At 69.7% G+C, this 25,357-nt stretch carries 28 protein-coding genes; 12 read left to right on the top strand and 16 right to left on the bottom strand.

The window, feature by feature from the left end; all coding sequences use genetic code 11:
• Window positions 1-30: 30 nt before the first annotated feature.
• On the bottom strand, window positions 31-375 hold the full coding sequence (locus OH807_RS41125; protein ID WP_406210596.1) for a hypothetical protein: 345 nt from the start codon (window positions 373-375) through the stop codon (window positions 31-33).
• Window positions 376-446: 71 nt separating this feature from the next.
• On the opposite strand from OH807_RS41125, the gene OH807_RS41120 reads away from it, so the two are divergent.
• On the top strand, window positions 447-2,213 hold the full coding sequence (locus OH807_RS41120; RefSeq protein WP_406210594.1) for an FAD-dependent oxidoreductase: 1,767 nt from the start codon (window positions 447-449) through the stop codon (window positions 2,211-2,213).
• 79 nt (window positions 2,214-2,292) lie between these two features.
• On the opposite strand, the gene OH807_RS41115 is transcribed toward OH807_RS41120, so the two are convergent.
• Complete coding sequence (locus tag OH807_RS41115) at window positions 2,293-2,895, bottom strand: hypothetical protein (protein WP_406210591.1); 603 nt, start codon at window positions 2,893-2,895, stop codon at window positions 2,293-2,295.
• A gap of 450 nt (window positions 2,896-3,345) precedes the next feature.
• Here OH807_RS41115 and OH807_RS41110 point away from each other — a divergent pair, with 450 nt between their 5' ends.
• Window positions 3,346-4,971 (top strand): alpha/beta hydrolase, encoded by a 1,626-nt coding sequence (locus tag OH807_RS41110; RefSeq protein WP_406210588.1) that lies wholly within the window; start codon window positions 3,346-3,348, stop codon window positions 4,969-4,971.
• Here OH807_RS41110 and OH807_RS41105 read toward each other — a convergent pair.
• The 3 genes from OH807_RS41105 to OH807_RS41095 form a co-directional block, all read right to left on the bottom strand.
• A complete protein-coding gene (locus tag OH807_RS41105; RefSeq protein WP_406210585.1) occupies window positions 4,869-5,723 on the bottom strand; it encodes a TIGR02391 family protein in 855 nt (284 codons plus the stop codon). The genes OH807_RS41110 and OH807_RS41105 overlap by 103 nt on opposite strands.
• A 917-nt stretch (window positions 5,724-6,640) precedes the next feature.
• Entirely contained in the window at window positions 6,641-7,351 is a 711-nt protein-coding gene (locus OH807_RS41100) for an SAVMC3_10250 family protein (protein ID WP_406210582.1), read from the bottom strand.
• Between the two features lie 245 nt (window positions 7,352-7,596).
• Window positions 7,597-7,821: a pRL2-19 gene (locus OH807_RS41095; protein ID WP_406210579.1), complete on the bottom strand. Its 225-nt coding sequence runs from the start codon at window positions 7,819-7,821 to the stop codon at window positions 7,597-7,599.
• 438 nt (window positions 7,822-8,259) lie between these two features.
• Between OH807_RS41095 and OH807_RS41090 the strand changes: the two genes are divergently transcribed.
• Complete coding sequence (locus OH807_RS41090) at window positions 8,260-8,760, top strand: hypothetical protein (protein WP_406210577.1); 501 nt, start codon at window positions 8,260-8,262, stop codon at window positions 8,758-8,760.
• A gap of 10 nt (window positions 8,761-8,770) precedes the next feature.
• Here OH807_RS41090 and OH807_RS41085 read toward each other — a convergent pair whose 3' ends face one another.
• From OH807_RS41085 to OH807_RS41060, 6 genes are all read right to left on the bottom strand, one after another.
• Entirely contained in the window at window positions 8,771-9,610 is an 840-nt protein-coding gene (locus tag OH807_RS41085) for an IS5 family transposase (protein WP_406211449.1), read from the bottom strand.
• A 232-nt stretch (window positions 9,611-9,842) separates the two neighbouring features.
• Window positions 9,843-10,274: a hypothetical protein gene (locus OH807_RS41080; protein ID WP_406210574.1), complete on the bottom strand. Its 432-nt coding sequence runs from the start codon at window positions 10,272-10,274 to the stop codon at window positions 9,843-9,845.
• 41 nt (window positions 10,275-10,315) lie between these two features.
• A complete protein-coding gene (locus OH807_RS41075) occupies window positions 10,316-10,669 on the bottom strand; it encodes a hypothetical protein (protein WP_406210571.1) in 354 nt (117 codons plus the stop codon).
• Window positions 10,670-10,714: 45 nt separating this feature from the next.
• The gene (locus OH807_RS41070; RefSeq protein WP_406210569.1) at window positions 10,715-11,155 is read right to left on the bottom strand and encodes a transposase; all 441 of its coding nucleotides are present in this window, start codon (window positions 11,153-11,155) and stop codon (window positions 10,715-10,717) included.
• 83 nt (window positions 11,156-11,238) lie between these two features.
• The gene (locus OH807_RS41065) at window positions 11,239-11,778 is read right to left on the bottom strand and encodes a winged helix-turn-helix domain-containing protein (RefSeq protein WP_406210566.1); all 540 of its coding nucleotides are present in this window, start codon (window positions 11,776-11,778) and stop codon (window positions 11,239-11,241) included.
• A gap of 521 nt (window positions 11,779-12,299) precedes the next feature.
• Window positions 12,300-12,749, bottom strand: a complete 450-nt coding sequence (locus OH807_RS41060) for a hypothetical protein (RefSeq protein WP_406210564.1) — start codon at window positions 12,747-12,749, stop codon at window positions 12,300-12,302.
• Between the two features lie 113 nt (window positions 12,750-12,862).
• On the opposite strand from OH807_RS41060, the gene OH807_RS41055 reads away from it, so the two are divergent.
• Window positions 12,863-13,129, top strand: a complete 267-nt coding sequence (locus OH807_RS41055) for a hypothetical protein (protein ID WP_406192292.1) — start codon at window positions 12,863-12,865, stop codon at window positions 13,127-13,129.
• Window positions 13,130-13,179: 50 nt separating this feature from the next.
• On the top strand, window positions 13,180-14,313 hold the full coding sequence (locus tag OH807_RS41050; protein WP_406192289.1) for an IS630 family transposase: 1,134 nt from the start codon (window positions 13,180-13,182) through the stop codon (window positions 14,311-14,313).
• A gap of 7 nt (window positions 14,314-14,320) precedes the next feature.
• On the opposite strand, the gene OH807_RS41045 is transcribed toward OH807_RS41050, so the two are convergent.
• From OH807_RS41045 to OH807_RS41025, 5 genes are all read right to left on the bottom strand, one after another.
• A complete protein-coding gene (locus OH807_RS41045) occupies window positions 14,321-15,592 on the bottom strand; it encodes a hypothetical protein (RefSeq protein ID WP_406210561.1) in 1,272 nt (423 codons plus the stop codon).
• Window positions 15,593-15,718: 126 nt separating this feature from the next.
• Complete coding sequence (locus tag OH807_RS41040) at window positions 15,719-17,344, bottom strand: hypothetical protein (RefSeq protein ID WP_406210558.1); 1,626 nt, start codon at window positions 17,342-17,344, stop codon at window positions 15,719-15,721.
• A gap of 399 nt (window positions 17,345-17,743) precedes the next feature.
• Entirely contained in the window at window positions 17,744-18,136 is a 393-nt protein-coding gene (locus tag OH807_RS41035; protein ID WP_406210555.1) for a ribosomal protein L7/L12, read from the bottom strand.
• 84 nt (window positions 18,137-18,220) lie between these two features.
• Entirely contained in the window at window positions 18,221-18,580 is a 360-nt protein-coding gene (locus tag OH807_RS41030; protein ID WP_406210553.1) for a hypothetical protein, read from the bottom strand.
• Between the two features lie 101 nt (window positions 18,581-18,681).
• Entirely contained in the window at window positions 18,682-19,434 is a 753-nt protein-coding gene (locus OH807_RS41025; protein WP_406210550.1) for a hypothetical protein, read from the bottom strand.
• Between the two features lie 93 nt (window positions 19,435-19,527).
• Between OH807_RS41025 and OH807_RS41020 the strand changes: the two genes are divergently transcribed.
• The 7 genes from OH807_RS41020 to OH807_RS40990 all read left to right on the top strand — a co-directional run bounded on the left by OH807_RS41020 (window position 19,528) and on the right by OH807_RS40990 (window position 25,347).
• Entirely contained in the window at window positions 19,528-19,686 is a 159-nt protein-coding gene (locus OH807_RS41020; protein ID WP_406210548.1) for a hypothetical protein, read from the top strand.
• A gap of 550 nt (window positions 19,687-20,236) precedes the next feature.
• On the top strand, window positions 20,237-20,740 hold the full coding sequence (locus OH807_RS41015) for a hypothetical protein (RefSeq protein WP_406210545.1): 504 nt from the start codon (window positions 20,237-20,239) through the stop codon (window positions 20,738-20,740).
• A 535-nt stretch (window positions 20,741-21,275) separates the two neighbouring features.
• The gene (locus tag OH807_RS41010) at window positions 21,276-21,866 is read left to right on the top strand and encodes an NUDIX domain-containing protein (protein WP_406210543.1); all 591 of its coding nucleotides are present in this window, start codon (window positions 21,276-21,278) and stop codon (window positions 21,864-21,866) included.
• Between the two features lie 65 nt (window positions 21,867-21,931).
• Window positions 21,932-22,138 carry a hypothetical protein gene (locus tag OH807_RS41005; protein ID WP_406210540.1) on the top strand — a complete coding sequence of 69 codons (207 nt, stop codon included), beginning with the start codon at window positions 21,932-21,934 and terminating at the stop codon, window positions 22,136-22,138.
• A 2-nt stretch (window positions 22,139-22,140) separates the two neighbouring features.
• Entirely contained in the window at window positions 22,141-22,476 is a 336-nt protein-coding gene (locus OH807_RS41000) for a nucleotide pyrophosphohydrolase (RefSeq protein WP_406210537.1), read from the top strand.
• On the top strand, window positions 22,473-24,410 hold the full coding sequence (locus OH807_RS40995) for a phosphotransferase (RefSeq protein ID WP_406210535.1): 1,938 nt from the start codon (window positions 22,473-22,475) through the stop codon (window positions 24,408-24,410). The genes OH807_RS41000 and OH807_RS40995 overlap by 4 nt, the downstream gene beginning before the upstream one ends.
• 43 nt (window positions 24,411-24,453) lie before the next feature.
• Window positions 24,454-25,347: a class I SAM-dependent methyltransferase gene (locus OH807_RS40990; protein WP_406210532.1), complete on the top strand. Its 894-nt coding sequence runs from the start codon at window positions 24,454-24,456 to the stop codon at window positions 25,345-25,347.
• Window positions 25,348-25,357: the final 10 nt, after the last annotated feature.

Below are 25,357 nucleotides of genomic sequence, written 5' to 3'. Positions count from 1 at the left end.
GAGGGCAGGCCCGGGGGCTCGGGCGGCCGGTCAGACCCAGCCGCGGCACACGACCGGCCGGGCGGGCACAGTGCCGCGCAACGCGACGGCCCCGGTGCGGGTGCGCTCCAGCCAGCCCATGACCTGGCGCAGCGCGGCGGGGTCGAGCTGTTGGGTGAGGTCGCGGACGGCCTGGTGGTCGTCGTCGGTCAGGTTGTGGGGGCCGGCGCGGTCGAGGGCGGTGTAGAGGGGCTGGGCGGCGTGGCCGGCGAGGCTGCGGTGAGCGGCGTCGGACTTCTGCCGGGCCTGGTGAGCGGCCTCGCAGGCGCACGCCGCGACATCGCGGCGGCGGTGGCGGCCGGCCGCCGCCGCTGCGGGCGGGATCTTGTTCGCCACCGGCCACGCCTGCTGGACCGGTGTGCGAGCTGTCGGAGACAGTCTCGTGTGACCGGCGACCAGGGGGCGTGGTGAGCGGAGGAAACGTGGGGCTGCGGCGTGGTGTGTCGTTCGGCGGGCGGGTTGCGGTGCTCGGCGGTGGTGTGGCCGGGTTGTCAGCGGCACTGGAGCTCGCCGAACGGGGCTACAGCGTCACCGTGTTCGAGTGTCACGAGCTGGGCGGGAAGGCCCGGAGCGTGCCTGTGCCCGGCAGTGGGTTGCCGGGCGAGCACGGGTTCCGGTTCTTTCCCGGGTTCTATCGCAATCTGACGGACACCATGCGCCGCATCCCTTTTGCCGGAAATTCGAACGGCACTTGGGACAACCTGGTGCGGGCCAGTGCGTATCGGGGGGCCCGCGCGAACGGGCAGACTGACATGGTGGTGACGTTCCGGACCGGCTCTCTGCTGCCGCCGGAGAGTCACATGTTCGGGCCGGCGGAGGTGATCGCCCTCATCACCCTCGCCTCCAGCACCCTGGCCCACGTGCCGTTCCGCGAGGCCTTCTACGGCGCGCGCAAGTACTTCACCTACTGGTCCAGTTGTGACGAGCGCCGCCTGGGCCAGTGGGACCTGCTCTCCTGGAACGACTTCCTGCAGGCCGAACGGATGTCCCTTGCGTTCAGAAGTTGGTTCGCCGACGGTATGGTCCGCAACCTGGCCGCCATGAAGTCCAAGGACGCCAGCGCCCACTCCGTCGGCCTGATCCTCGAATCCACGATCTGGAGCTCTCTCGGTCGGGGAAACGAGCCAGGGGGGACCGTGGACCGCGTCCTGAACGGAAGCACCGGCGAGAAGCTCATCGACCCGTGGACCGCCCATCTGAGCGCGTTGGGTGTCGACCTGAGAGTGGGCTGGACCGTCACGGACCTGGCCGTCGAGAACAACGCGGTCACTGCGGTCGTTGTGTCCGACCGGTCCGGCACCTCCCACCGGTTCGACGCGGACCACGTCGTCTCCGCTCTGCCGGTCGAGCGATTCGCCGCTCTCCTGTCCCCGCAGCTGCTTGCCGCCGACCCCGGCCTGGCCGGCTGCGCGCGCCTGCGCACCGAGTGGATGAACGGCCTGATGTTCTACCTCCGGAAAGAGCTGCCCGTCATCCACGGCCATGTCAACTATGTGGACTCCCCGTGGGCGATCACCTCCGTCAGTCAGGCCCAGTTCTGGCAGCGCCCGTTCACCGAATACCACGACGGCACCGTCCGGGACTGCCTGTCGACGATCATCTCCGACTGGTCAGCACCCGGCATGCTCAACCGGAAAACCGCACGAGAATGCACACCCGCAGAGATCGCCCGCGAAGCCTGGCAACAGATCAAGGCCCACCTCAACAGCCATGGCAAGGTGGTACTGACCGACGCCATGCTCCATTCGTGGTTCCTCGACCCGTCCATCACCGCGCCGGGAACCCCCGCCGTGGCCAACACCAGCCCGCTGTTCGTCCAGCACCCGGGCTCCTGGCGCGACCGCCCCGGATCCAGGACCGCCCTGCGCAACCTGTTCCTGGCCGGCGACTGGATCCGCACCGACATCAACGTCAGCACCATGGAGGGCGCCAACGCCGCGGCACGGCAGGCCGTCAACGCCCTCCTGGACGCCGACGGCTCCCCCCTGCCACGCTGCGCCCTCGGGGTCCTCTACCGGCCTGCGGAGTTCGAGCACCTCAAAGAGGCCGATCGCGAACGGTTCGGCCTCGGCCTCCCCAACCTCTACGACCCGGACAAGCTCACGCCGGAAAGCACCGGCCGCAACTCCGGTCCCGTGCTCGGGAGGGGACCTGGCCTCAGCCACGACGCGTGAGTCCGCGGAGGGGCGCCGTCACACAGCACGCTCCAGAAGTGATCCGCGGAGCCGGCCGGCAGGGCTGCGGCAGGCCGGCCTACGCGGTGAGCCTGACCGTCAGATCAGCGGAGCAGGCCGCGAACGTCATGCCCGTCTCACTCGCACCGTCTCCGAAGGCGCGGGTCAGAACCGCAGCGAACGTGGGATTCACCGCGATATCGGTCGCGTCGATTCCCAGAGTCAGACCGAGCAGGGACAGATGCAGTGCGGTCGGATCGACGGCATACTCGAGGATCTCCATGCGCGTACCCACCGGATCGAAGCTGCTTCTCACCTGAAACTCAGGGTTGCCTGCCGGCAGCGCGGTACGGGGTTCTGTCACCTCGACGAAGTCACCGGTTGCTCTGCTCTCCAACCGGAACCCGCCCCGGAAGGTGATCTGGCCACGCCCGAGGACATCCAGACGCCCGCCCGGGTCTGTCAAGGTCGTCCCGGGCTGCTCCCGGTCACCGAGTTGCACGCCGGGTGCCATCGCGCGAAAGCCCACCCCCCGGTCAGCGAGCGCCTTCCACTGCCCAGGACTGACATAACAGGTGACCGTCCCGCCGTCCGGCGCCACATGCACCCCCGCGGCATGGGCGGTCGCGACCCCGCCGACCAGGACGAACGCTCCGACAGAAGCGACGACGCGCTTTCGCATGAAGATCCTCACTCGTTTCAGCAGCCGGCCTTCTCCCCCGCCGGCCCGGGCACCGACCGACTGACCGGGCCGACCCACAGGCACCTCGAGAACGCCCCGCAACCGCGCGGCCCGAGCCCGGCCGCGCAACCACCGGCGAAGCCGATCACGGTCCTCCTGCCACAGCATCCACCTGCTCGACCACGTGTGCGAGCCGGCCGATCCATCGGCGGGCACGGGGCCGTCGAACGCGGGCCGGCGAGTCGCGGCGGGCGCACGGCCGCCCGGAGAACCGGCGGCACCCACGGCCACCCACCGCCGCCCCGCCCACCCACCGGCCGGCCGGACGGCCGCGCACCTCCATCCAGTGGAACTGCCAGCGGCCACGTCACGCGTACCGCCGCGTGAGGGTAGGACTCGACGGGGCTCAAGCACCGCAAACACGGGGCAGACCAGTCGGAGGGCACAAGCATGGGGTCCGTCGTCGACACACGGCAGCCGGTGCGGCGCATCGCCGTGGCACTCACCGCCCTGGCGGTCTGGGCCGGGTGCCCGGGCAGCACGGCGGCCGCACCGGCACAGGCCCGGCAAATCCCGCCGGTGGTGTGGGAGGACTGCCCGCAGGACGCACTCACGGGCCTGCCGAAGGACGTCGACCCGGCCCTGATGCGCTGCGCGACCTACGCCGTCCCGCTGGATCACGCGCATCCCGAAGGCGGCACGGTGCCGCTGGCCCTGATGAAGCGCAGCGCCAAGGACTCGGGTAAGCGGATCGGATCCATCCTGACGAACTTCGGCGGCCCCGGCGCCGCGGGCTGGGGCGCGCCCGTCTTCTCCGAGTACTTCTTCTCGCCCGCGGTCCTGGAACGCTTCGACGTGGTCGCGTTCGACCCGCGCGGGGTCGGCCGCAGCTTGCCGCTGCGCTGCTACACCTCCCAGCAGCAGTTCGACGCGGTCGACGCCAAGCTCATGCGCGACCCGGTCACCGAGCAGCAGCTCACCGACGAGGCCGACGCCCTGCGCGTCCAGGGCGACCTGTGCCGCGACAACGCCGGCCCGCTGCTCGCCCACATGTCCACGGCCGTCGTGGCACGGGACCTGGAACTGCTGAGGCAGGCGGTCGGCGACGACAGGCTGACCTACTTCGGCGTCTCCTACGGGACGTTCCTCGGCGACACCTACGCGAACATGTTCCCGGACAAGGTCCGCGCGATCGTCAACACCGGCAACACCGACCCGGCCCTGCGCTCCTCCGACGGGACCCGCTACGAGCACGACCGCGCGCTCAACTACGAGGACGTGCTCGGCGCGGTGCTCCAGCGCTGCAAGAACGCCGGCGCGCCGGCCTGCCCGTTCGGCAACGGGGACCCCCGGGCCAAGTTCGACGCGATCCGCGAGCACCTGCGCGCCCACGCCGACACCGCCGTCACGACCGCCGACGGCACGAGCGTCACGCTCAACTCCTTCGTCAACGACCTCTACGGCAGCCTCCCCGACTCCACCACCTACGGCGCGCTCGCCAAGCGCTGGCAGGCCCTCCACGACGCCCTGCCCCCGGCAAGCGGCGCAGGATCCGCCCGCCCGCACACCGCCGACACCCCGTTCACCGGGAACAACGCCAACCCGGCAGTCAACTGCAGCGACATGCCCTACCCCCGCGACGTGAACGGCCTCGCGGACCTGGCCGAGAGCTGGGAGAAGGACGCCCCCACCTTCGGCCGCCCGCAGGTCTTCAACGGCCTCAACCAGTGCTCGACCTGGCCCTACACACCAGCCCCGGACGACGACGTCTACCACGGCCCCTGGAACACCTACACCGGCAGCACACCGATTCTCCTGGTGAACGCCCTCCACGACCCCGCCACCCCGTACTCCTACGCCCAGAACGCAGCCCGTGAACTCGGCCCCGCCACACGGCTGCTCACCGTCGACGCCTTCGGACACGGATCCATCTCCCCGGCCGAGAGCCCCTGCGTCACCGGACACATCACCACCTACCTCCTCACCACCGCCGCCCCCGACCCGGACACCACCTGCACCGACGTCACCCAGCCCTTTGACACCCGGACAGACACGAACACCACACAAATCGGATAGGCCGTGGAGCACGAGATGATGCCCTCGCCCTCCGCCCTCGGTCCGACCTCATGAGGAGATCTCCACGCACCTGGCCGACGACTACAGCGGGAAGGTCTCGGCGCACACAGGAAAGCCGCGCCGGAACAGCCGGACGGCGGCCTGCCCAGGCTGGGCTCGCCGGGCGCGAGGGTCTGCTGCCAGAACGGGGTGTCGTCGATGTCGTTGCGGGCCAGCCGGCCCTTCCAGTGCGCGTTGAGCGCCTCGGCGGCTTCCCGCACGGCAGCGCGGTACTGGTGGCTGGTCCAGTGCGCTGCGGCGGCCGTCCAGATGACCGGGTGGAGCTGGGCCGGGGAGAACGCCGGCAGATCCGTCTCGGTGGCGGCCTCGGCCTCGTCGATCATCAGACGCAGGCGGCCGCGCACGGTGGCCGCAGTGTTGCGGACGTCCTGCGGGCTGAACAGAGCCTTGGGAGCGGACATCAGTGCCCAGTTCGCGATGGGGTCGAGCGGCCCGTAGCCGGCGACGGTGATCTGTGCCCCGGTGACGGCGACCGCCCGGGAGGCGGCACCGGCTGCCTCGGCCACGTCGAGTTCCAGGGTGCGCACCCTGGAGGGATCCTGCCCGTCCTTGGTCCGCGCCGTCGGGAACAAGCTGCGGGTGCTACCGATCTCCGACTCCTCCTGGGTCGCGGCCCACTTCTCGAAGGCGATGTCGAACTCGTCCACGGCAGCATGCAGCCGCCTCAGGTAGTCGGCGCCGTATCGGGCCATGTGTCTCCCCTCCTGGTCTTGTCTGGGGTAGCGCGAGCCTACGGGCCGCCCCTGTCAGCCGGCTTCCGCCTTTCCCGGGTGGGGCGGCTGCCGCTCCCGCTCCGGGAGCAGCCCGGCCACCGCCGCCCCCCAGTGCGCCGGACACGGCCGCGCTCCGGGGACGGGCCACCCGCACGGCCCCGGAGCGCCCGGAGCGCACACCGCTCCCCCGCCGGATCTCCCGGCGAACTCCCCCACGAAATCCGCGACCCGCCGAAACAGCCACGAACGGCGGTAATTCCGGCTGAATCGACAAGCAAAGCCAGGACGGAAACCGGTGGCATTTCCGACGGGCCGTCAATTCACCGGAACACACCGAAACGACCCCGCCCCCCGAACAACCCGCCGGACCCGGATCAGCCCCGACCGGCCGGGAGAACCGACCACCCAACGTCACCGAAACCACCTACCCCCAGAACGCCCCCAGACCACCGAACAACACCCGACCACCCACCCGAATTGGTCTACCCGAACGCGACACCGGCCCTCGAAACCCAGTGAGGTCACACACCGGAACCCGAACCGGAACCGAACAGCCCCGCGCCAGCGGCAGGGACGGGCGGGGCAGGGACGGGGCCGCGCCGGGGCCGGCCGGGGGCGGGGCGGGGCGGCCGGGTTCCGTGACAAGCAGCCCGTCACGCAACCCCAAGCCAGCAAGCGGCAGGCGGACAGGACCGCCCGAACCAGAGCGGACGGACAGCCGGACAGACGGACAAGCAGGCAGGCGTGGGGCCGGCCCCACGGGCACCCAGGCCCGGCGGCACCGGCCCGGACGACGGACGGACGGGGGCGGGAACCAGCCTGACGGCCAGCACCACGACCAGGCGCAGCACGCCCCAAGCCCGGCACGGGGCAGACGCCCCCAGGGACGCCGCGCGCTACCTCGTCAGCTCCACGAACAGCGGGCTCGCCACCACGACTCTGGCTGCCTCTCTGTTGTTGAACGGTGAGTCATCGACTCTAACGTTCGCTGTCACGCGCGCATACCCGCTCACCCTGGCGGCGATCTCAACGGGATAGCGCTGGTCCAGGTCCCGCAACGCGTACCACAAGACCTGCGAGAAGCTCTGGCGCGTCAGGCCGGTGAGGAAGTCGACCAAGCCGACAGGGTCGGACATCGCTGCGGTGTGACGGGAGACGACGCTTGGCGTATCCCCCAGGCGAGTACCGACGAGGTGCTCCGGCGATCCGTGCAGCAGCAGCCGAGTGGGCCAGGCTACACCGGCGACGGGCGGCTGAGGATCCCAGAACAGCAGCGCAGGGGGTCCTGCGGGATCCGGGCCGCGGCGCCCCTCGGGGTCATGAAAGATCTGGTAGTTCATGTCGGCGGTGAACCGAACCCACTGCCCCGGACGCAGGCTCTCGTCGGTGAACGACGTCGGCGCCGGAGTGCCCTTCTCGAGATGGCGGACGACTGCGGCCAACCTCGGATGATCACTGCGCGTCGATTCGGAGAGACCGACCTGAAGCCCGCCCAAGCCCATCGGCGCGGTAGCCCCGATCTGATTGACGCGCCGCCTTCGTCCGTCCTTCCCGTCGTCGACGAACTGGCTCAGCTTCCGTTCAGACAGATAAATCAGCTCACGCATGCCCCAACTATGGGCTCCGTCAGCGAGGTTGGGCAACGGGCGACACCGGATCCGTCCCGCGGAAGCGGAACGGGCGCGGGTCTCGCGCCACAGGCCGGCACCGGGCGGAGGACGGCAAGCAGCCGGCACCGGCACCGTCGAGACAACGGCCGCCAGGCGCAGCCCGACCGGAGGGCGGCCGCGATGGGCCGGGTACGGAGGGTGGACCCGGCAGCTCCCGGCAGCGGGCCCGCTGCCGGGTGCGGTCAGGCCGGCGAGAGCCGCACCGTCCCGTCCGGCAGCGGCTCGTAGAGGACGTCCCTGATCGCCCCGTCGACCGCCCGGGTCGAGGTGGTGAGCATGTGCTCGCCGTCGAACACCAGCTCACCACCCGCAGCGCGCACCAGAGCCACCAGCAGCTCCCGCACGTGCCAGTCGGGCGCAATCCGCCGCGGGCCGTACACGTCGTCACCCCGTACCCACCAGGCCACCCCGGACGGCACCCCCGGAACGGCCCCGACGACGACCCCGGAGCACCCGGCGGCCCGAGCCCGCAGCAGCCAGGACCGGCAGCGGCGACCAGGCCCAGCAGGCCGGCGGGCCCGGCGGCGGGCCCGGCGGCCCGGCAGGCCCGGCAGGCCCGGCAGGCCCGGCAGGCCGGCGGCCGGGCGCGGCAGGCCGGCTGCTCCTGGCGGCGGGCAACAGCCCGACGGCCCCGCAGCGGGGTTGGTAGGGGCCCGGGGGCCTGCGGCACCGAGGTGGTGGCGGGCGGCCCGGGGCCGGTGGCGGGGCGCAGGCGCAGGCGGTGGCCTGCGGCCGCGTGGGGTGGCCTCGCGGCCGCACCGCACCCACCGGCGCGCTGCTCGACTCTCGGGCGAGCCACTCGAATTCGGGTGCGCAAAGAGGGGCAGCTCGGCTACAAATGCCCGATGGTGATCTTCCACTGCGCCGGTTGTGGCGAGGTTTTGACGTCTCCGCTGACGCCGCTGCCCGCCGTCCCGGAGCCACAGCCCTACGACCAGCCGAGGCCGGGAGCCCGGGGACCCGCGGCAACGATCCCCCGGGGGCACTACGCAATCGAGACCGAGCCTTGGGGCGCCCCCTACGAGCCGTACCCGGACAACGAGGACGGCCCCTCGCAGCGCCGCGCGGGCGGGAAGTCCGATATGCGGGGCTCGCTGAGGTCCGCCGGTCCCCGGGGCAACATCGTCCTGCACCCCGATGACGCAGTGGACCTGACCATGCTGGTGGACGCGAGCATGGGGTGCTGCGGCGGCCCCTCTGGCGACCAGGGCCTTAACCGCGCGTGCCGGTGTGGGAAGCCGGTCGCGACGCTGGCCGCCGACTGCACCACCGTCTACGAGCTGCACCTCGACGCGGACAGCGTGCACGCGGACAAGGCACCGGCCTACTGGGCGTTTCGTCCCTGACTCTGGGGGTTCAGGTGCCGCGCCAGGTGGGGGTGGTTTCGCCGGTGAGTCGGCGGGTCATGAGGCTGATCATCGCGAGGTGGATCATGGCCTCGGAGCGGGCTGGGAGGGTTTCGTAGTCGCGGGCCAGGCGGCGGTGGTTCATGAGCCAGCCGAAGGTGCGCTCGACGACCCAGCGTCGGGGCTGGACGACGAATCCCCTGGTGGTGGGGTCGCGACGGACGATCTCGACGTCGATGCCGAGCGTGGCGCCGTGTTCGACGACGGCGGTCTTGTAGCCCATGTCGGCCCAGGCCTTGCCGATGGTCGGGTGCTCGGCTGCGACCACGGCCAGCAGCTGTCTGCCGGCGGCGTTGTCCTGGACGCTCGCGGCGGTGACCAGCACCACGAGCAGCAGGCCGATGGTGTCGGTGACGATGTTGCGTTTCCTGCCCACGATCTTCTTCCCGACATCGACGCCCTGGCCGGCGACGGGAACGTTCGTGGAGGTCTTCACACTCTGGGAGTCGAGGATGCACGCGGTCGGCTCCGGATCGCGGCCTTCTGCGGCGCGGACCAGGCGGCGCAACAGGCCGTTGAGTTGCTCGAACACTCCCTCCTTCTGCCAGCGGGCAAAGTAGGTGTAGACGGTTTCCCAGGGCGGGTAGTCGTGTGGGAGGTAGCGCCAGGGGATGCCGGTGCGGTCGACGTAGAGGATCGCATCGAGGAGGTCGCGCAGCTCGTGCTCGGGCGGCCGGCCAAACGCGAGGGCACGTTTGGTACGGGCCCGACGCCAGGCGGTCAGGGTTGGTTCGACCAGAGCCCAACGGGCATCTGACAGGTCGCTCGGATACGGTCGACGGTCCGTCATGATGACGGCATACTGCGGAATCGCCACGCTGCCCAGGCCTCGCGACTTCCGATGGACAGACACTCCCAGCTCCGGCTTCCAGGGATGAGACAGGAGGAAGCGCACAGTTCCGGCGGGCATTTGTGTATCGGCGGCCCTCCCGTCACCAGAGCCCCAAGCGTCACCAGACGCAGACAGTCCTGGCACCGGGAAAAGCGGCGTCAACCCCCACATCTACGGCTGAAACGCCCAGTCAGTGTGTGACGCGCTGCAGCTCCACAACCAGCCCGTTCGGGTTTCGCCGGACATCGTCCCCCATCTTTTCCAAAGTCAACGCGACGGTCGAATCACCGGACGAGTTCTTCGAGAACTCCTTCGCAAGCACAACGTATACAAGGGTATCCCCGGAAGGACTCACGAGAGTAACTCCGCCATCCGAGTCGGGGGTCGGGGAACGCCAACCCTTCGCCTGAAGCCGCGACGACTCCGAGTCCACCGCCACCGACGATTCCACCCGAGCCGGCAGCAGCAGGTAGGAGATCTCGTACTCCTCCGCCCCGGCCGGATTGGTGGTGTCAACCCGGCTGATCGCAGCTCGACCATCCACTACGACCGAACGGTCTGCTGTAGGGATTTTATGCAGACCACTTCCACCGGCAACCAGGACCGCAATGACTACGGCCACGATTACCAATACGCCCGCGACCACGACACCAGCTCGACGCCTCACTGCTGACTCCAGAATTTTTCCGCAAGATCAAATTTATGCGCAAAGCCCGCTTCTCTCTCGAGCCCCGCAGCAATGTCATCCCTCCTACCCTCCTTCCAAAGGCCAATACCCCGGACATTCATTGCATAGCCGACATAAGCCGCAGAGTCGGAAAGGGCCATCGTATTCTTGAGATCTCGGAGGTTCGCCGCAGCCAACCTGATCGCCATCTTGTCATCGCGGGCCAGAATCGACCTCGCCTCCGAGTTGGTTACCTCTACTCCGCAGTTCGACTTGAGCAACCGTACTGCGAGGTCCGGGCGCATCTGCCCAATCCCGACAGTATCCCCACTGTATTCAGTAGTCTCCACTTCCCTTACTGAAATTGAATGAGTGGTGTCGGGCGCTGGTCAGGGTCAGCTGTCCATGATCAGTCCGGCTTGGGTGAGGCATCCGTCGATCAGGTGCGGTCGGTACTGGATCTTCTTCAGGCTCCGCTTGACGGTCTTGGTCAGGTGGTCGAGGTTGACCACGGCAAGGTTGCCGATGGTCCGCTTGACCAGCGACCAGATGCCTTCCTGCGGGTTGAGGTCCGGCGCGTACGAGGGCAGTTGGAAGACCGTCAGCCAGTCCTCGTTCGCGGCGATGAAGTCCTTCATCTGCGGCACGAGATGGACCGAGAGATTGTCCCAGACGAGCACGATCGGGCCGCCGAGCTGGATGCGGGCCCGGACGATGAGGTCACGGCAGTCCTGCCACGTGAAGCTCTTGCGTTCGCCCTTGCGCCCTCGGTGCAGGAGGACTCTGAAGATCAGCCGGGAGCGTTCACCCTTCTTGTAGCAGCTCATGCTGGCCATGGATATCCGTCCGGAGCCACCGCCCTTCACCCGCACGACGGGCGTTCACCCCACTCGGCCCCAGGTCCTGGCGCGCGGCGGTCTCAGCGTCTGCCCGGCTTCGTCCTCGAAGACCACCCAGGCTCCCCGAGCGGCCGCGGTGCTTTTACCTGGAGCCACACCTCCTTCCTCCACAACTCGACGGCTGCGTCGTCGCGTTCGATCGCCCGCCGGGCCGGCTGCTGCCACGACCAGCCATGGCGCTTGAGCAAGCGCCATGTCCCTTCCACGGTGTAGCTGACGTGGAACATCCACCCGATCAGCGTTCTCACCCGGGCCAGGGTCCAACGCTGGTCCTCCCAGCCATGAGCCAGCGGACCGCGCTCCAACTCCCGCTCAAGCCGGTCGATTTGCGCATCACTGAGCCTCGGCCGCCCCGGCGATCCCTTTGACTGGACCCCGTCCTGTCCCCGCTCCCGCCACTGCCGACGCCAGCGTTCAACGGACCGCTCGCTGACCCGCAACAAGGCGGCGATCTCTCTGTTCTTCTCCCCGCCCTCGAAGCGGACGACGGCTTGCAGCCGGATCCGCTCGCGCGCGGCCCTCTCGGCGTCGGTCAAGCCGCCGCCCTGCGCGTATCTCACGACCAACAGCTACCGGGGCCGTCCGGTGCCTGTCAGCCGAATGGCCCCGACATCACCCGATCAAGTTCAGTATCGCCTGAGCGGCTGGAGAACGTCTGCCTGGGCAAGCTGACAGGCTACTTGGGGATCGGGTAGATCGCGCGTAGGCACGGTGCCGAGCGGGGCAGCCGGATCGGCGCTCTGTCACTGCGTTCGCTGATGGATGACTCCGCGCTCCGGCAGCTGACTGCCGTTCGGCGAGGTATTCGTCCTGCCGCAGGCTGTTGACCTGAGCACCGCAGCCCGCGCGCTCGGACTGTCCCGGACGCCGCACACAAGCTCATCCACAGGAGTGGTTCCCCCTGCCGGGTCCTGCACCTCGGGCAGCCGTACGGGATCCCCACCCACCGATCTGCCGCGGACGCTCAAAATCGGGGAGGGGCCCGTATACCCGGCCGGTCTGTAAGCCGGCGCCCAGGTGCCCGTCAAGCGCACGGCTTTCCACCAAGCCTGCATGGAATTCGGCGCTGTGACGCACACGTTCATCCCACACCGAGAGCGGCGTCACGATCCGTTGCGGGGTGAATCTGTGCGCAGGGGATGCTGTCGACCCGGTCGGTTATGGATCCGTCTGCACGGGAGAGGACGACCCGGAGGCAGGCGTCAACGCGCGATGCGGTCGAGCTGCCGGGGTAGGTGGCTGTGGAGTTGATGCCGACCACCACCGATGTGCCTTCCCTGGCTGCCGAGACGAAGGTGACGGGCGTGCCATGCTCGAGTTCCTCGAGCGACCTGACCGTCTGCGGGCCGGCATTGAAGGCGGGCACGAGCTTGGCCGCGTACAGGTGGGCGCCCGCCTCTGCGTCTGCTGTTGCTGTCTTGCGGCGGTCCTCGAGTGTCGACCGCTGATGAATGACGTTGATCACGAAGGCCGCGATCGCCAGCGTCAGGACAGCGGCGAGGACGGCGAGGCCTCTGCGCAGGAACTTCATGTGGTCCTCTTCGGGGATGGCCGGGGCCCTGGACGGGCCCCGGCCGGCTGGGTGGGGCGGGGTGTGGCTAGTGCCGCATCAGACAACGTTCGCCCCGCCGGTACGGTCGGGGCATGAGTGCCATTTCGCAGCCGACCCTCGATGAGATCGAAGACCGTTTTGTTGCTCTTGTCGAGGGTCGGCTGACGCGGGACGAGGTCGACCGCTGGGCCGCAGGGTGGGTGACACAGGACGAGTTGGACTGGGACGACCTGTCCTGGTGGGCGTTGAGCCTCCTTCATGGCATCGATCTCTTCGAGGGGCCGGGCGGCGGCTACCTGCATGACGACGAGCAGGTTCGGCTGTGGCTCGCTGAGCTGAGGAAGCGTCGGATGGCGTGAACTGATCCCGGAGCTGGAATGGATGGTGCCGGTCACGGCAAGCTCTCTGCGTGGCTGAGCGTGTGAGGGTGCGCGAGATCGATGACGACGAGGGGCAGCGACTGCTGCGGATCATCCGCCGGGGAACGGGGTCGGTGGTGACTTGGCGGCGGGCCCAGATGGTGCTGTTATCGGCCCAGGGCATGGACGTGGCCAAGATCGCTGAGGTGACGTTCACCAGCCCCGACCGGGTCCGTGACGTGATCCACAACTTCAATGGCGACGGCTTCGCCTCGCTCTACCCGAAGTACCAGGGCGGCCGGCCCAGGACGTTCACCCTGCCCGAGCGACGTGAGATCAAGAAGATCGCCAAGTCCAGGCCGGTCGAGCACGGCCTGCCGTTCTCGACCTGGAGCCTGGTCAAGCTGGCCGACTTCCTGGTCGCCGAGGGGGTGGTCGACGACATCAGCCACGAGGGCCTGCGCATCCTGCTCCGCGAGGAAGGCGTCTCCTTTCAACGCCTGAAGACCTGGAAGACCTCGAAGGATCCCGACTACGCGGTCAAGAAGGCTCGTGTCGAGCACCTCTACGCCATCGCCGACGGCGAGGTCCTGCCCGAGCCAGGCGAGCCCGAGGTCGTGTTCTGCCTGGACGAGTTCGGGCCGCTCAACCTCCAGCCCCACCCCGGCCGGCAATGGGCTGAACGCGGCGGCAGACACAAGGAGCCCGACCGTGAACCCCGACGGCGCCGCCGGGCGACCTACACCCGCCCGCACGGGGTGCGGCACCTGTTCGCTGCCTACGACCTGGGCAAGGACCAGCTCTACGGCCACATCAAGCCGAGGAAGCACCGCACCAGGTTCCTGGAGTTCTGCCGATACCTGCGCAGCCTCCACCCGCCCCGGACCCGCATCGCCATCGTGCTCGACAACTACTCGCCCCACCTGAGCACGAAGAAGGACACCAGAGTCGGCGACTGGGCCGCGGCCAACAACGTCGAGTTCGCCTACACGCCCACGAACAGCTCATGGCTGAACCGCATCGAGGCCCAGTTCACCGCCCTGCGCTACTTCGCTCTCGACGGTACCGACCACCCCAGCCACAAGGCCCAGGGCAGCATGATCCGCCGCTACATCATCTGGCGAAACAAGCACGCCGCCGACAAGCGCCTCCGCACGGTGATCAACAGGGCGAACGTTGCCTGATGCGGCACTAGTAGCGTGCCTCCATCAGCGCGCTCGCCAGGGCGGATGCGTACAGCTTCGTCCCCATGTTGTTCGGGTGGTAGCTCTCCATGCTCGCGCACACCCACTTGTTGGGGTCTGGCGATGCGGGGCAGGAGAAGTCTCCGCCGGGCTTGGTCGAGGGTGCGGCCACGAAGTCGTTGATGGCTGCGCCGGCCTTGCTGCATACGCCGTGGTGGTAGAACTCGGTCGGTGAGTAGAAGGTGACGGGTACCGGCTTCTCCAGGGTCCGCAGGTCGGTGGCGGCCTTCTTCTGGCCGTCGCGCATGTAGTCCGCCCAGTTGTTGATCTTGGTGGCTGCATCCCCGGTCATCACGGAGCACCCGATGGTCATGTCACCGGTTTCGAAGAGTTCGGGGTAACCGAGCAGGACGATCTTCGCGGCCGGGGCCTTGTCGTGGATGTGTTGCAGGAGGGCTTTCAGTGAGTCCATGGTGTGGTCGATCTTCGTTTTGACGTCCGAATCGGACGGGCAGCTGAGTTCGACGCAGCTCTGGACGGTGTCGGCGAAGCCGGAGTCGTTCCCTCCTGCGGTCAGGGTGACCAGGGTGGTATTCGTGTCGAGGAAGCCGGATGAAAGTTGCGGCACCTCGTGGTGTTGTCCGATCTGTCCCCACAGAGGGTGACCACTCTTGTCGACGTTGCCGGTCGTGTCCATCATCGGTGTGAGGGCGCCGGAGCAGGCGGTGCTGTGGTACTCGAGGCTGGTGTCGAAGGAGTCGGCCATGCTGCCGATGCTGGCGGGCCGGCCGGGGATGACACTCTGGCGGATCCAGGAGTTCTGGCTGCGGCGACAGGCGTTCCAGGAGCGTCCCGGGGAGGTCTGCTTGGTCTGGTCGGCGTAGGGGCCCATGTCGGTGCCGTAGAGATAGGGCTGGGCGCCTTCGCCCGAGGCGTAGGAGTCTCCCATCTGAACGACGATGTCTTTCGGCTTGGCGGCGAGTGGCTGGAAGGCGGCCGCGTCCCAGGCGACGTCCTCCACGGCGTCGCCGTCCGGTGTGTAGTTGGACAGCTCGGCTCCCTGGAAGTCGTTCCCGTCAGTGAATTCGAAGACGCCGAGGCTGACCCAGTGGTTGCTGTTGGAAACGACGTTCAGGATGCGTTTCTGTGTCTGTCCGTTGCCGATGTGGATCGTGTAGATCGCCTGCTGGGTCTCGGATCCGGTGTCAGGGAGATGGACGAAGACCCTGGTCCACCCGTTCGACCGCTGATTGAGTTTCCAGGTGCCGGTAATCGCCATGGCGCCGTGCGCGTCCGGCGGGACGAGCAGTTCGTTCGAGGCGCTGGTGACGGAGTTGGCGTCGCTGCGGGTGTGGGCGTACCAGAAGTGTGCGCCGTAGCCGCCGCCGATCTGGTGCAGGTCGGCTTAGGCCTCGTAGTGGTTGGCCTGGTCGGCGTCGAAGCGGAAGCTGAGCGTGCCGGCGTTGTTCCAGGTGCGGTTGCAGCCGTCACGCATGGGCGGTGCCTGTCCGGACACCGAGTCGACGACCACTGAACCGGTCGGCGGTGCGGTGCAGTCGGGGGCTCCGGTGTTGCCGTTGCCCGGCTCCTGGCGCAGGGTCTTGTACGTCATGTACTCGTGGCCGCAGTCCGCCTTACAGGTCTTCCAGGCGGCTGAGCTGTGGAACCAGTACGGGGGGTCACACGTGGCGCCGAGGTGGTCGATCTCGCAGCGTGGCGGGCTCTTGACGTCGCAGTTGTTGAGCAGGTTGCAGAATGTCTCGAGGCCCGGCTTGATGGCGGTGCGGTCGGTCTCCTGCGTCCACCAGGCGGCGGAGTAGCCGGCGGTGTTGCCCTTGTTGAGGCTGCCGTTGTCGTCGTAGGAGCGGCCGGTGTCGATCGGCCAGGCTGCCCAGCCGAGGACCTTTTCCTGGTAGGGCCAGTACTGCGGGTGTGCGGCGTCGGCGTAGTGGTTGTGGTCCAGGAAGGGCAGGCGGTCCGGCTGGTAGATCGGGTTGACCGGGTTGTTGAGGTAGCCCAGGCCCCATTGGGTGAGCGGGGCGGCCGGGTTGTACTTGTTGAGACCCGAGTTGTAGGCCCAGGCGGCGGTGAACCAGTTCTCGATGGCGGACGGGTCGTCGTTGTTGATCTTCATTGGGTTGGGCAGGGCGGGGTCGTGGAGTTCGTTCCACTTCTCGGTCAGGGTCTTGGCCGCGGCGGCGATGTTGGACGTGTAGTCCAGTGCGACGGCCTTCTGCCTGTCGTAGGGCCAGACGACGTCTCCGGTGCGCAGGCCGGTCGGACCGTGCATGCCGTCGGTCTGCTGGCCGACGCCGTAGCCGCAGTCGACCTTGTCCCAGTTGATCTGCCACACGTCCTGCGGATGATTGGGGTCGGCCTTGGGGTGGCCGTAGAAGCCGCCGGTGAGCGGGTTTCCGGTCTGGCCGGGCAGGGCTCCGCCCTCGGCCTGCCAGAGGTTGGACTCCTGGGCCAGGATGCCGAGCAGGACCTGCGGCGGGATGTGGGCGCTCGGGGCGCCGGTCAGGGCGGCAAGGGGGAACATGGTCTGCGGGTCGACGGTGCCCAGGGCGTCCTGGCTGCGCCATCCTCCCTGGCGGACCCACTTGCTGGTCAGCTGGCCGCGCACGGCCATGTCCGCAGCCCATTCGACCTGGTTGGGGGTGGGCTGGTAGGCCTGTTGGGTGGGGTCGTTGCGGGGCACTGAGCAGGTGCGGTCCTGGTCGACCGTGTCATTGGCGTTGCTGGCGTTGGCTCGGGGCTGGGCAAGGGTGCGGGGCTGCGGGCCCGGCGGAGTTGACGGGGCGGAGGAAGCGATGCCCAGGGCCGGGGATGCGGCGGTGCCGGGTGCGGCGTTGTCGGTGTCGGGACCGATGCTGAACGTCAGTTTCCTTCCGGTGGCCGGCACCTCGGCCTGGACCCGGACGGAGGCCCTGCCAGGGGCGTCGGAGCCCTGTGCGGCAGGCCGGAACGGGTTTGTGGCCAGGCTGTGGACGGCACTGGAGACGGCTTCGTCGACGTCCGGGTGGGTCATGATCCAGCGGACTACGCGGCGGGGTCGCGGGGCGGGCCTCGGCGCCACGGGAAGCCCGTGCTTCTTCGCGGGGCGGGCCTCGGCGCCACGGGAAGCCCGTGCTTCTTCGCGGGGCGGGCCTCGGCGCCACGGGAAGCCCGTGCTTCTTCGCGGGGCGGGCCTCGGCGCCACGGGAAGCCCGTGCTTCTTCGCGGGGCGGAGGTAGCGACGGACAGTTTGGATGTTTCCCGGGAAGCCGAGTTCTTGGACTTCGCGGTGGAGTCGGGGGAGTTGGGCGTGGAGGCGTGGTTCTCGTCCTTCCGTCCTTCCGGTCCCCGCCCCGCGCGCGTTGGTCTGCTGTGGCTTGGTGCACGCGGCGGCTGCCCCGCTGTACCTGGGCCGGCGGCCGTCGGTATGGGTTCAGGGGCCGTGATGGGCGGTATGCCCGGGCAGAGGGCCGTGCGCCTCGCAGAAGTCGCAGTCGCAGCTGGTCATGAAGTTGGCCTGGCAGTGAGCGATGGGCCAGTGCGGGGATGCGCAGGGGCCGGGGTCGACAGGGGTGTCGTCGCCGGGCAGAGTGCGTCGGCACCAGCCGCAACGGATCGCGGCCGGTACGCCGGCCTGACGCAGGCACCGCGTCGCGCGGGCGGCGATGTCGAACGGGATGCCCGACCGGACGGTGGTGGGCGCGCTGTCCAACAGCTGCCGGCTACGCCACAGACTCAGCCCGGTGACCGTGCGGACCGCTTTGAGGGCTGTCGGGTCGTGAGGGGAGGTGCCGGTCATCAGGACCGTGAAATCCGGATCCTCCACGGATCCCCCTTGTTTGTCGGTGTCGTGCTCGTTCCAGTCAACCGCCCGACAGCCGGTCGGGCCATGGGTTTTCGCACGGCCGACTCAGCTCTGCTGCGGGCCGGGACCGAGGAGCGAACGGAGATGCTGGGGGAGGTCGGGGTGGTTGTGCCAGGGGGTGGCAAGGGCGCACGAGGCGGCCCAGACCGCGTAGGCAGCAGGATCCGGCTCGGGCTCGTCGAGGTGGTGCCACAGGGTGCGGTACAGGTGCTCGGAGGCGGCGAAGATTGCCCGGGCAGCCGCCCGGATGACGGCGCGCTGATCTTCACGCACGAGGGTCTTGATACTCGGGATGCAGATGGTGGGGCCGATGGCGTGGTAGGCCCGGCTGTCGACGAAGTTGTGCAGGTCCTTCAGCTGCTGGCGGGTCGGCAGCACCGGCATCGGTGTGGCGGGCGTCGTCATAGCCGGCACGCTACCGACTCGAAACCGCCCTGCGTCCTGGTCGGCCTTCGCCGTTCCGGCCCCGGCTTCGTGGTTCCCGCAGTCCCGGCGGGCCCAGCCGGTCAGCGGGCGGCGAGGGCGCGAGAGATCCGCTCGACCGCGTCGAGCTGGGCGGTGGTGAGGTGTCGCGCTTCCCAGACGACGGCGGCCACGTCGGCGGCCCGTGGATGGAGCGACGGCAGGTCATCCGGCAGGCGGACGCGGCCCAGCGCCGCCAGATCGGGGGCGGGAATGCCGAGCAGGCCCGCGAAGCCGGCGACCAGTTCCGGGGTCACTTCAACGGAGCCGCGGCCGATCCCGCCGATGGTGGAGGCCGACAGGTAGATCCGCCCGCCGGTCACTGCGTACAGGGCCTTGGCCGTGCACGTCCAGTTGAGGTTCCGGTTGTGCGTGAGTTGCAGGATTACCGCGCCGAAGCCCGGCTCGTACCGGTGGTGCGGCCGGTCGATCCCGCCTCTCCCTTTCCGTCGTACCAGGGGCTGCGCTCGGATCGCGTCCAGCAGCGGGCGCCGGTTGTCGGCGGGCATGACCATCGTGTTGTAGACGACCGAACTGACCGACCAGTGCGGATTACGGGTGACTGGTGTCAGGCCGTCGGGTACCGGCTGCCCGGCCAGGACGAAAAGGTCGGCAGCGTGCAGACTGAGCACCGGCCCGAGGTTCCTGAGCAGCCCTTCGGTCGGCGGCCGCCCGTCGAGCGCGGCCGGCAGCTCCTCCAGGCCGGTACCGGCCGCCGTCGAGAGCACGGAGGTGTCGAGCATGCGATGCCCCATCAGGCGCGCCAGCAGTGCGCCGAACTCCAGGACTCCTGTCATTCCGTCAGCCTATCGACCTGCGTAGCGGCCATCTGGAGCCTGCCCTGTGGCCCGTGTTGCACCAGCATCCGGCGCCAGCCGGGTCCGGACGCTTTGGCCGAGGCGCGACGTCCTGCTGGCTCGTGGCTGACCGGTGGCGGGTTCGACTGCACCCTGGGCGAGTTCCTCGCCCGCCTGCTCACCGATGTCGGGCTCGGCTTTGCGCCGAGCCATCTGCTGGACAGCCACCACTTCGAAAGCTGGGACCGCTGACCACGCCGATCGCTCCCCGCCGATCCCCACCCGTTCAACCGGACGAACCGAGGCGGGCAGCAACCCTGCTCGCTCTCGACCGTCCTCATCAGCGGCTGGCCAAGGCGGTGCGGTCAGCAACGGGAAGGAGAACGTGGGCGGCATCGGTCGTAGTGGCCGAAGAGTTACCGAGCCCCTGCTACACCAAGCCCGAGATCAATCGAGGGAATAGCGCACGGTCGAAACGGTCGGAACCACCCCCTCCCGCCAGTAGTCCTGGATTCGGGCAGCTTGTAGCGGTCGCCGGGTTCCGTCACCGTGGGAAGGTGACGGATCATCACGGACAGACGTCCGCCGGTGCGCCGGGACACGGCGCGAACAACCACTACCGGCCCAGACCCGCACCGGCCTCTGACTTACGGACAGGCCTGCCGTCAGGCCGCCCTACGCCGACGACTCCTGACCGAACAGGCCCCACATCTCCGCGAACAGGTCCAGGAACTGCTGAACGGCATCGACCCGGAGCCGTCCACCGCCGGACGACAGCAGATGGAACCAACGGTTCGCCGGGATGGGGACCCTGCTGCAACAGCAGGACCGGGGCTGGGACACCCTGGCGGCGAAGGGCTTCAAGGGCGTGGTCGACTTCTCCGGCGGCCAGTGGCAGCGGATCGGCACCGCTCGTACCCACCTGCGGGTCACCACGGCCGGCGCGGACGGCCGGCTCCCGTTCCTGGTCATTGCCGACGAGCCGACCAGCGCGCTGGACCCGGCCGCGAAGGTGCGGGCCCTCGACAACCTGCGGCGCCTGGCCGGCCAGGGGGCGACCGTTCTGCTGATCACCCATCGCCTGGCCGCCAGCGCCAGCGCCTGCGCCGATCTCATCTACGTCCCGAAGGACGGCTGCCGCGTCGAACAGGGCACGCACGAGGAGCTCATGGCCGCCTGCGCCGACGAGGACCAGCCCGCCGCGGGCAGCTACCGCACGGCCTTCCTCCTCCAGGGTCAGCAGTACGCCACCCGGCTCCCCGGCCCGCGGCCCGCGGCGGAACCGGGCCGAAGGAGCGGCGGGTGACGGTCGAACGCCGGTGCCGGACCGCGCCCTGGGCGGTTGTCAGTCCCCTCTGCCATCATCACCCAATGAACTTGACCGGATACCAGTCGTGACGAAAGGGGGTGTGTCGCATGCCCCCGCCGCCACCGCCACCGCCACCGCCCCCGCCGCCACCGCAGACCGCCGGCCGGGCCGCGGCGAACACACAGCTGTCCCACGCACTCGGCTGTCCACCGACGCCGCGTCCCGAGAGAGGTTCCGCCGTGCCAGCCGCCCGCGCCCACGTCGACCACGTCTACCCGGCCCTCATGACACCACGTCCGCGAACGCCGAGCGGCAGGCCGACCACCAGCTCATCCGGTTCACCCACGGCCGCCTCGTCTCCGACCCGACAGTCTCCCGGAGACAGCCGACTCCTCGCGCTGCAGCTGACGACCTGGCCGGACGGTGCCCCCGCCGGCGCCGAGGACGACACGACGCTGCTCAGCGCCCACCTCACGCATCAACCAACCCTGGGCCGCCTGCCGGCACAGCACCGCCAGTAGGAGGAGTCAGCATGATCGACGGCTGGACCACGGTCTCGTCGACCGTCGAGTACAGGGGAGTCAGGCTGGTGGTGCGCCGCGACGCGGTGCAGCGCTCCAATCAGAGCCTGGGGACGTATGAATACACCGAGTCCGTCGACGGCGTGCGCGTGGTGGCCCTCGACGACCGGAGCCGGATCGCCCTGGTGGAGGAGAGCGTCTACGTGTGCGGTCAGCGGCTGCTGATGTGTCCCGGTGGCGGGTGCGAGCCCGGCGAGGACCCGATGGCGGCCGCGCGCCGGGAACTCGCCGAGGAGGCCGGCATTCGCGCTGCCGAGGTGGAGCTGCTGACGACGATGTGGCGGATGCCCGCCGGCGCGCGCACCCGCGAGCACCTGTACCTCGCCAGGGGCCTCAGCGTCGGCAGGCATCACCGGGACGCGAGCGAGGCCGACATGGAGCTGCGCTGGGTCGCCCTGGAACAGGCGGTGGCGATGTGTGGCGACGGCCGGATCACCGAGGCCGGCACCCTCACGGCCGTCCTGCTGACCGCGCAGCGCACCGCCGCCGGATCCGCCCCGCCCGCCGCGGGCACCGGCGATGGCCCCGTGCCGGACGCGTGACTGTGCGGTGCGGCGCCGGGCCGCAGCATCGAACCTCCCTCCCCTGTTCTGCGAGAGGCTCCACCATGACGTCCACCTCCGCCCTCGGCGACCTGCACGAGCTGGTCTCCCCGCGCACCGTGGCCTTGCACAGGACCTGCGACGGCAACGACAGCGCCCCCGTACTCGGTGAGGGCCGGGACAACCGGTACGTCCCGTTCGCCGAGAACAGCACGTCGATCGGCCCGGTGCCGCCGTGCATGAAGCACTACTCCCGGCTGATCGGAGACTGATCGTGGACCTCAACGAGATCACCAGGCGGGCCATGCGCGTCCATGGCCTCTACGACGAGCTCAACTTGGCCAAGCACGGCCGCACGTGGTCGCGGCACGACTTCATACTCGGCTTCGTCGGCGATATCGGCGACCTCGCCAAGCTCACCCAGGCCGCGGACGGCGTCCGGCCGGCGCGCCCTGGGCCCGGCCTCGGGCACGAGCTGGCGGACTGCCTGTGGTCCGTCGTCGTGCTCGCCGAGCTCTACGGCATCGACCTCGAAGCCGAATACGACACGACCATGCGGCAGTTGGAGGAGTCCATCACCGGCGAACTGGAGCAAGGGGCGACGCCGTGAATCGGGTCGAGTTCGACGAGCAGGCGTACGCGCAGCGGTCCCGGACCGGCCCGTGCTTCATCTGCCGGATGCTGGCCGGCGACGAGGAGTTCCGGCACGAGATCGTCTTCCGCGACGAGCGCCACGTGGTGTTCCTGGACCGGTACCCGACCTTGCTCGGCAAGTTGCTGGTCGCCCCGGTCCAGCACCGGGAGGACGTGATCGGCGACTTCACCGGTGAGGAGTCCGCCGAGCTCTGGCGGGTCGTCCACCGCGCCGGAGCGGCGCTCCGGCAGGTCGTGCCGACCGAGCGGATCTACCTCCAGAGCCTCGGCTCGAAGAGCGGCAACAGTCATGTCCACATCCACGTGGCCGCGCTGCCACCCGGCGTGCCGTACGACCGGCAGCAGACGGCGTCCCTGCTGTGGGAGAGTGCCGGGCTGCTCGAAGTGCCGGCCGAGGAGACCGCCCGGATCGCCGGACAGCTACGAAGCGCACTCTCGCCGGGGGGTCGGCAACACGCGGAGCCCCTTGGCGAGGGGCCCGCTGCAGTGCCCGCGGAGCGGTCCGCGCCCACACCACCCCGCCACCAGACACCCGTCGACGTCCACCTCATCCTGCGCCGCGACGGCGCCGGCGGCCCCGAGGTACTGCTGTCGCGCCGCGCCGGACAGGTTTACGCTTCAGGACTGCAGCACCTGCCCAGCGGACACCATGACGGCCCGCACGAGGACGCCGTCCAGGCACTGATCCGCGAAGCACAGGAGGAGACCGGCGTCGGCATCGACCGGGCCGACGTCGGCCACGCCGTCACCGTGCACCATCGAAGCCCGGTCGGCCGCGCCCGGATCGGGATCTTCTTCGAGGTCCGGCACTGGCAGGGCGAGCCCCGCATCATGGAGCCGGCCCTGTGCGACAGGATGGACTGGTACCCGCTCGCCGACCTTCCGTCCCCGATGGTGGCCTACTGCCGGGCCGGACTGGACGCCTACCGGGCCGGCCGACAGTTCGCCGTCCACTTCCAGCGGTCCGGCGACCCGATCGCCTTCGACCCCGCGGCGGACCGCCTTCGCTCGGTACCCTCCGCCGGTGCGACCGCGGACGCGCCCGACCGGGAGGTGCGGGCGTTCACCGAGCAGGCGGTCGGGCGCGTCAGTGCCTGGACGGACGTCTCCTGGGCCCGGGCGGGCAGCCGCGCGTGGCATGCCCGCGGCACCGAGGGCGGCGAGTGGTTCGTGAAGGTCCACCAGAGCGACCGCTTCCACGACCGTGAGGTGAGCGCCTACCGGACCTGGGTCCCGCTTCTGGGCGCGGCCGCGCCCCGCCTGGTGGCCGTCGACCCCGCGGTGCGGGCCGTCGTCGTCACCGCGGTGCCCGGCCGTTCCCTGCACGGGGCCGTCAACACCCGCCGCGAGCAGCAGCGGATCCACCACCGCATCGGGGTACTCGCCGCAGCGATCCACCGCTCCGCGCCCGCCCGGCCCGGCTACCGGCCGGCAGCCGCACTCGACAAGCTGGAACGCCACCTCACCGGCGCGCGCCCCCACCTCGCACCTGGCGATGAGGACCTCGTCCGCGCGATCACCGCGAGGGCAGCCGACCTGCCCGCCCTCGACGAGGTGCCCACCCACGGCGACCTCCAACCGCGGAACCTCCTGTGGGACGAGGAATCCGGCGACCTGCACGTGATCGACTTCGAGCGCGCCGAACCAGGCCCGGCCATCCGGGACTTCGTACGCCTCGCCGACACCTGGGCCGACCGCCCGGACCTCGCCGAAGCCCTCCTCGACGGGTACGGCCGGCCTCTCACCGACACGGAGCAGCAGCATCTGACCGTCCACAGCGCCCTGGACGCCGTCTCCGGGATCCAGTACGGCGCGGCCAACCGCGACCCCGAGCTCCTCGAACGCGGCCGGCGCACCCTCGCACGCCTGCGTGCCACCCACCGACCCTGACCACCACCGACCGGGGCCGCCGCTGCCCGAGACGAGGAGCATCGTGGGAAGCGTTCCGCTCGACATCTGGGAGCAGCACTACGCCGACGGCCAGGCGTTCCATCCGCTCGGCGATGCGGAGCGGGCACTGCTCGCCGAGCACGCCCCCGCGCCCGAGGTCGGCGGGCGGGCGCTGGAGGTGGGTTGCGGCACCGGCGAGCTGGCCGCGCACCTCACCGCCGCCGGCTACAGCGTCGACGCGCTCGACCTCGCCACCGCCGCGCTGGAGCGGGCCCGCACCGAGCACGACGATGTGACGGCGGTGCGCTGGATGCGCCTGGACATCGAGCTCGACGACCCCGCCGAACTGGACGACGACGGCTACGACCTGGTCACCCTGCGGCTGGCCGTCGCGTTCCTCCACGACCGTACCCGGGTCCTGCACACGCTCGGGGAGCGGCTGCGCCCCGGTGGCGCGGTGGTGGTGATCACGCCGACGGCCACGGACACCCCGGCCGAGCGGCGGGGCATCGCCCTGGACGAGGGCGAACTCGCTCTGTTGGGGACCGGGTGGGAGACGGCGCAGCGCCTGGAGGCGGACGGTCCGGCCGTACTGGTCCTGCAGGGCCCCTGCCATGCCCGCACCGTTGCTGTGGAGCGGCGGTGTCCGCCGGCGGGCCCTGCCGCGACGGCAGCTCTCGCGGTCGTCACCGACCGGGCGGGGCGGGTGCTGCTGGGGTACTCCAGGCGCGGTATGTGGGAGCTGCCGGGCGGGAAGCCGATCGGTGCGGACCTGTTCCTCCGTCGGGTGGCACGACCCGCACGCCCTCGGCTGTCTCGGCCCGGTCTTCGCTCCGGCCGCGCACGCCCTGAACGCCGTCTGGCCCGGCGTCATCCCCGGTCTTCCGGACGTCCGGTCCTACCCCCACGCCGCCGACCGGCCGCCCGTACCCGGTGAGAGTGCCGAG

The sequence above is a fragment of the Kitasatospora sp. NBC_01560 genome (genome assembly GCF_045208415.1).
In the GTDB taxonomy this organism is placed as follows: Bacteria; Actinomycetota; Actinomycetes; order Streptomycetales; family Streptomycetaceae; genus Kitasatospora.
This window is presented reverse-complemented; position numbering and strand designations above follow the sequence as displayed.

Bases quoted from the DNA above. Each gene is read 5' to 3' on its own strand.
- OH807_RS41040 (WP_406210558.1), bottom strand. From the start codon at position 17,344: ATGACCCACCCGGACGTCGACGAAGCCGTCTCCAGTGCCGTCCACAGC.
- OH807_RS41060 (WP_406210564.1), bottom strand. From the start codon at position 12,749: ATGAAGTTCCTGCGCAGAGGCCTCGCCGTCCTCGCCGCTGTCCTGACG.
- OH807_RS41015 (WP_406210545.1), top strand. From the start codon at position 20,237: ATGGGGACCCTGCTGCAACAGCAGGACCGGGGCTGGGACACCCTGGCG.
- OH807_RS41100 (WP_406210582.1), bottom strand. From the start codon at position 7,351: ATGCGTGAGCTGATTTATCTGTCTGAACGGAAGCTGAGCCAGTTCGTC.
- OH807_RS41085 (WP_406211449.1), bottom strand. From the start codon at position 9,610: ATGACGGACCGTCGACCGTATCCGAGCGACCTGTCAGATGCCCGTTGG.
- OH807_RS41030 (WP_406210553.1), bottom strand. From the start codon at position 18,580: ATGACGACGCCCGCCACACCGATGCCGGTGCTGCCGACCCGCCAGCAG.
- OH807_RS41090 (WP_406210577.1), top strand. From the start codon at position 8,260: ATGGTGATCTTCCACTGCGCCGGTTGTGGCGAGGTTTTGACGTCTCCG.
- OH807_RS41045 (WP_406210561.1), bottom strand. From the start codon at position 15,592: ATGGCGATTACCGGCACCTGGAAACTCAATCAGCGGTCGAACGGGTGG.
- OH807_RS41055 (WP_406192292.1), top strand. From the start codon at position 12,863: ATGAGTGCCATTTCGCAGCCGACCCTCGATGAGATCGAAGACCGTTTT.
- OH807_RS41115 (WP_406210591.1), bottom strand. From the start codon at position 2,895: ATGCGAAAGCGCGTCGTCGCTTCTGTCGGAGCGTTCGTCCTGGTCGGC.
- OH807_RS41005 (WP_406210540.1), top strand. From the start codon at position 21,932: ATGACGTCCACCTCCGCCCTCGGCGACCTGCACGAGCTGGTCTCCCCG.
- OH807_RS41025 (WP_406210550.1), bottom strand. From the start codon at position 19,434: ATGACAGGAGTCCTGGAGTTCGGCGCACTGCTGGCGCGCCTGATGGGG.
- OH807_RS41110 (WP_406210588.1), top strand. From the start codon at position 3,346: ATGGGGTCCGTCGTCGACACACGGCAGCCGGTGCGGCGCATCGCCGTG.
- OH807_RS41010 (WP_406210543.1), top strand. From the start codon at position 21,276: ATGATCGACGGCTGGACCACGGTCTCGTCGACCGTCGAGTACAGGGGA.
- OH807_RS41105 (WP_406210585.1), bottom strand. From the start codon at position 5,723: ATGGCCCGATACGGCGCCGACTACCTGAGGCGGCTGCATGCTGCCGTG.
- OH807_RS41070 (WP_406210569.1), bottom strand. From the start codon at position 11,155: ATGGCCAGCATGAGCTGCTACAAGAAGGGTGAACGCTCCCGGCTGATC.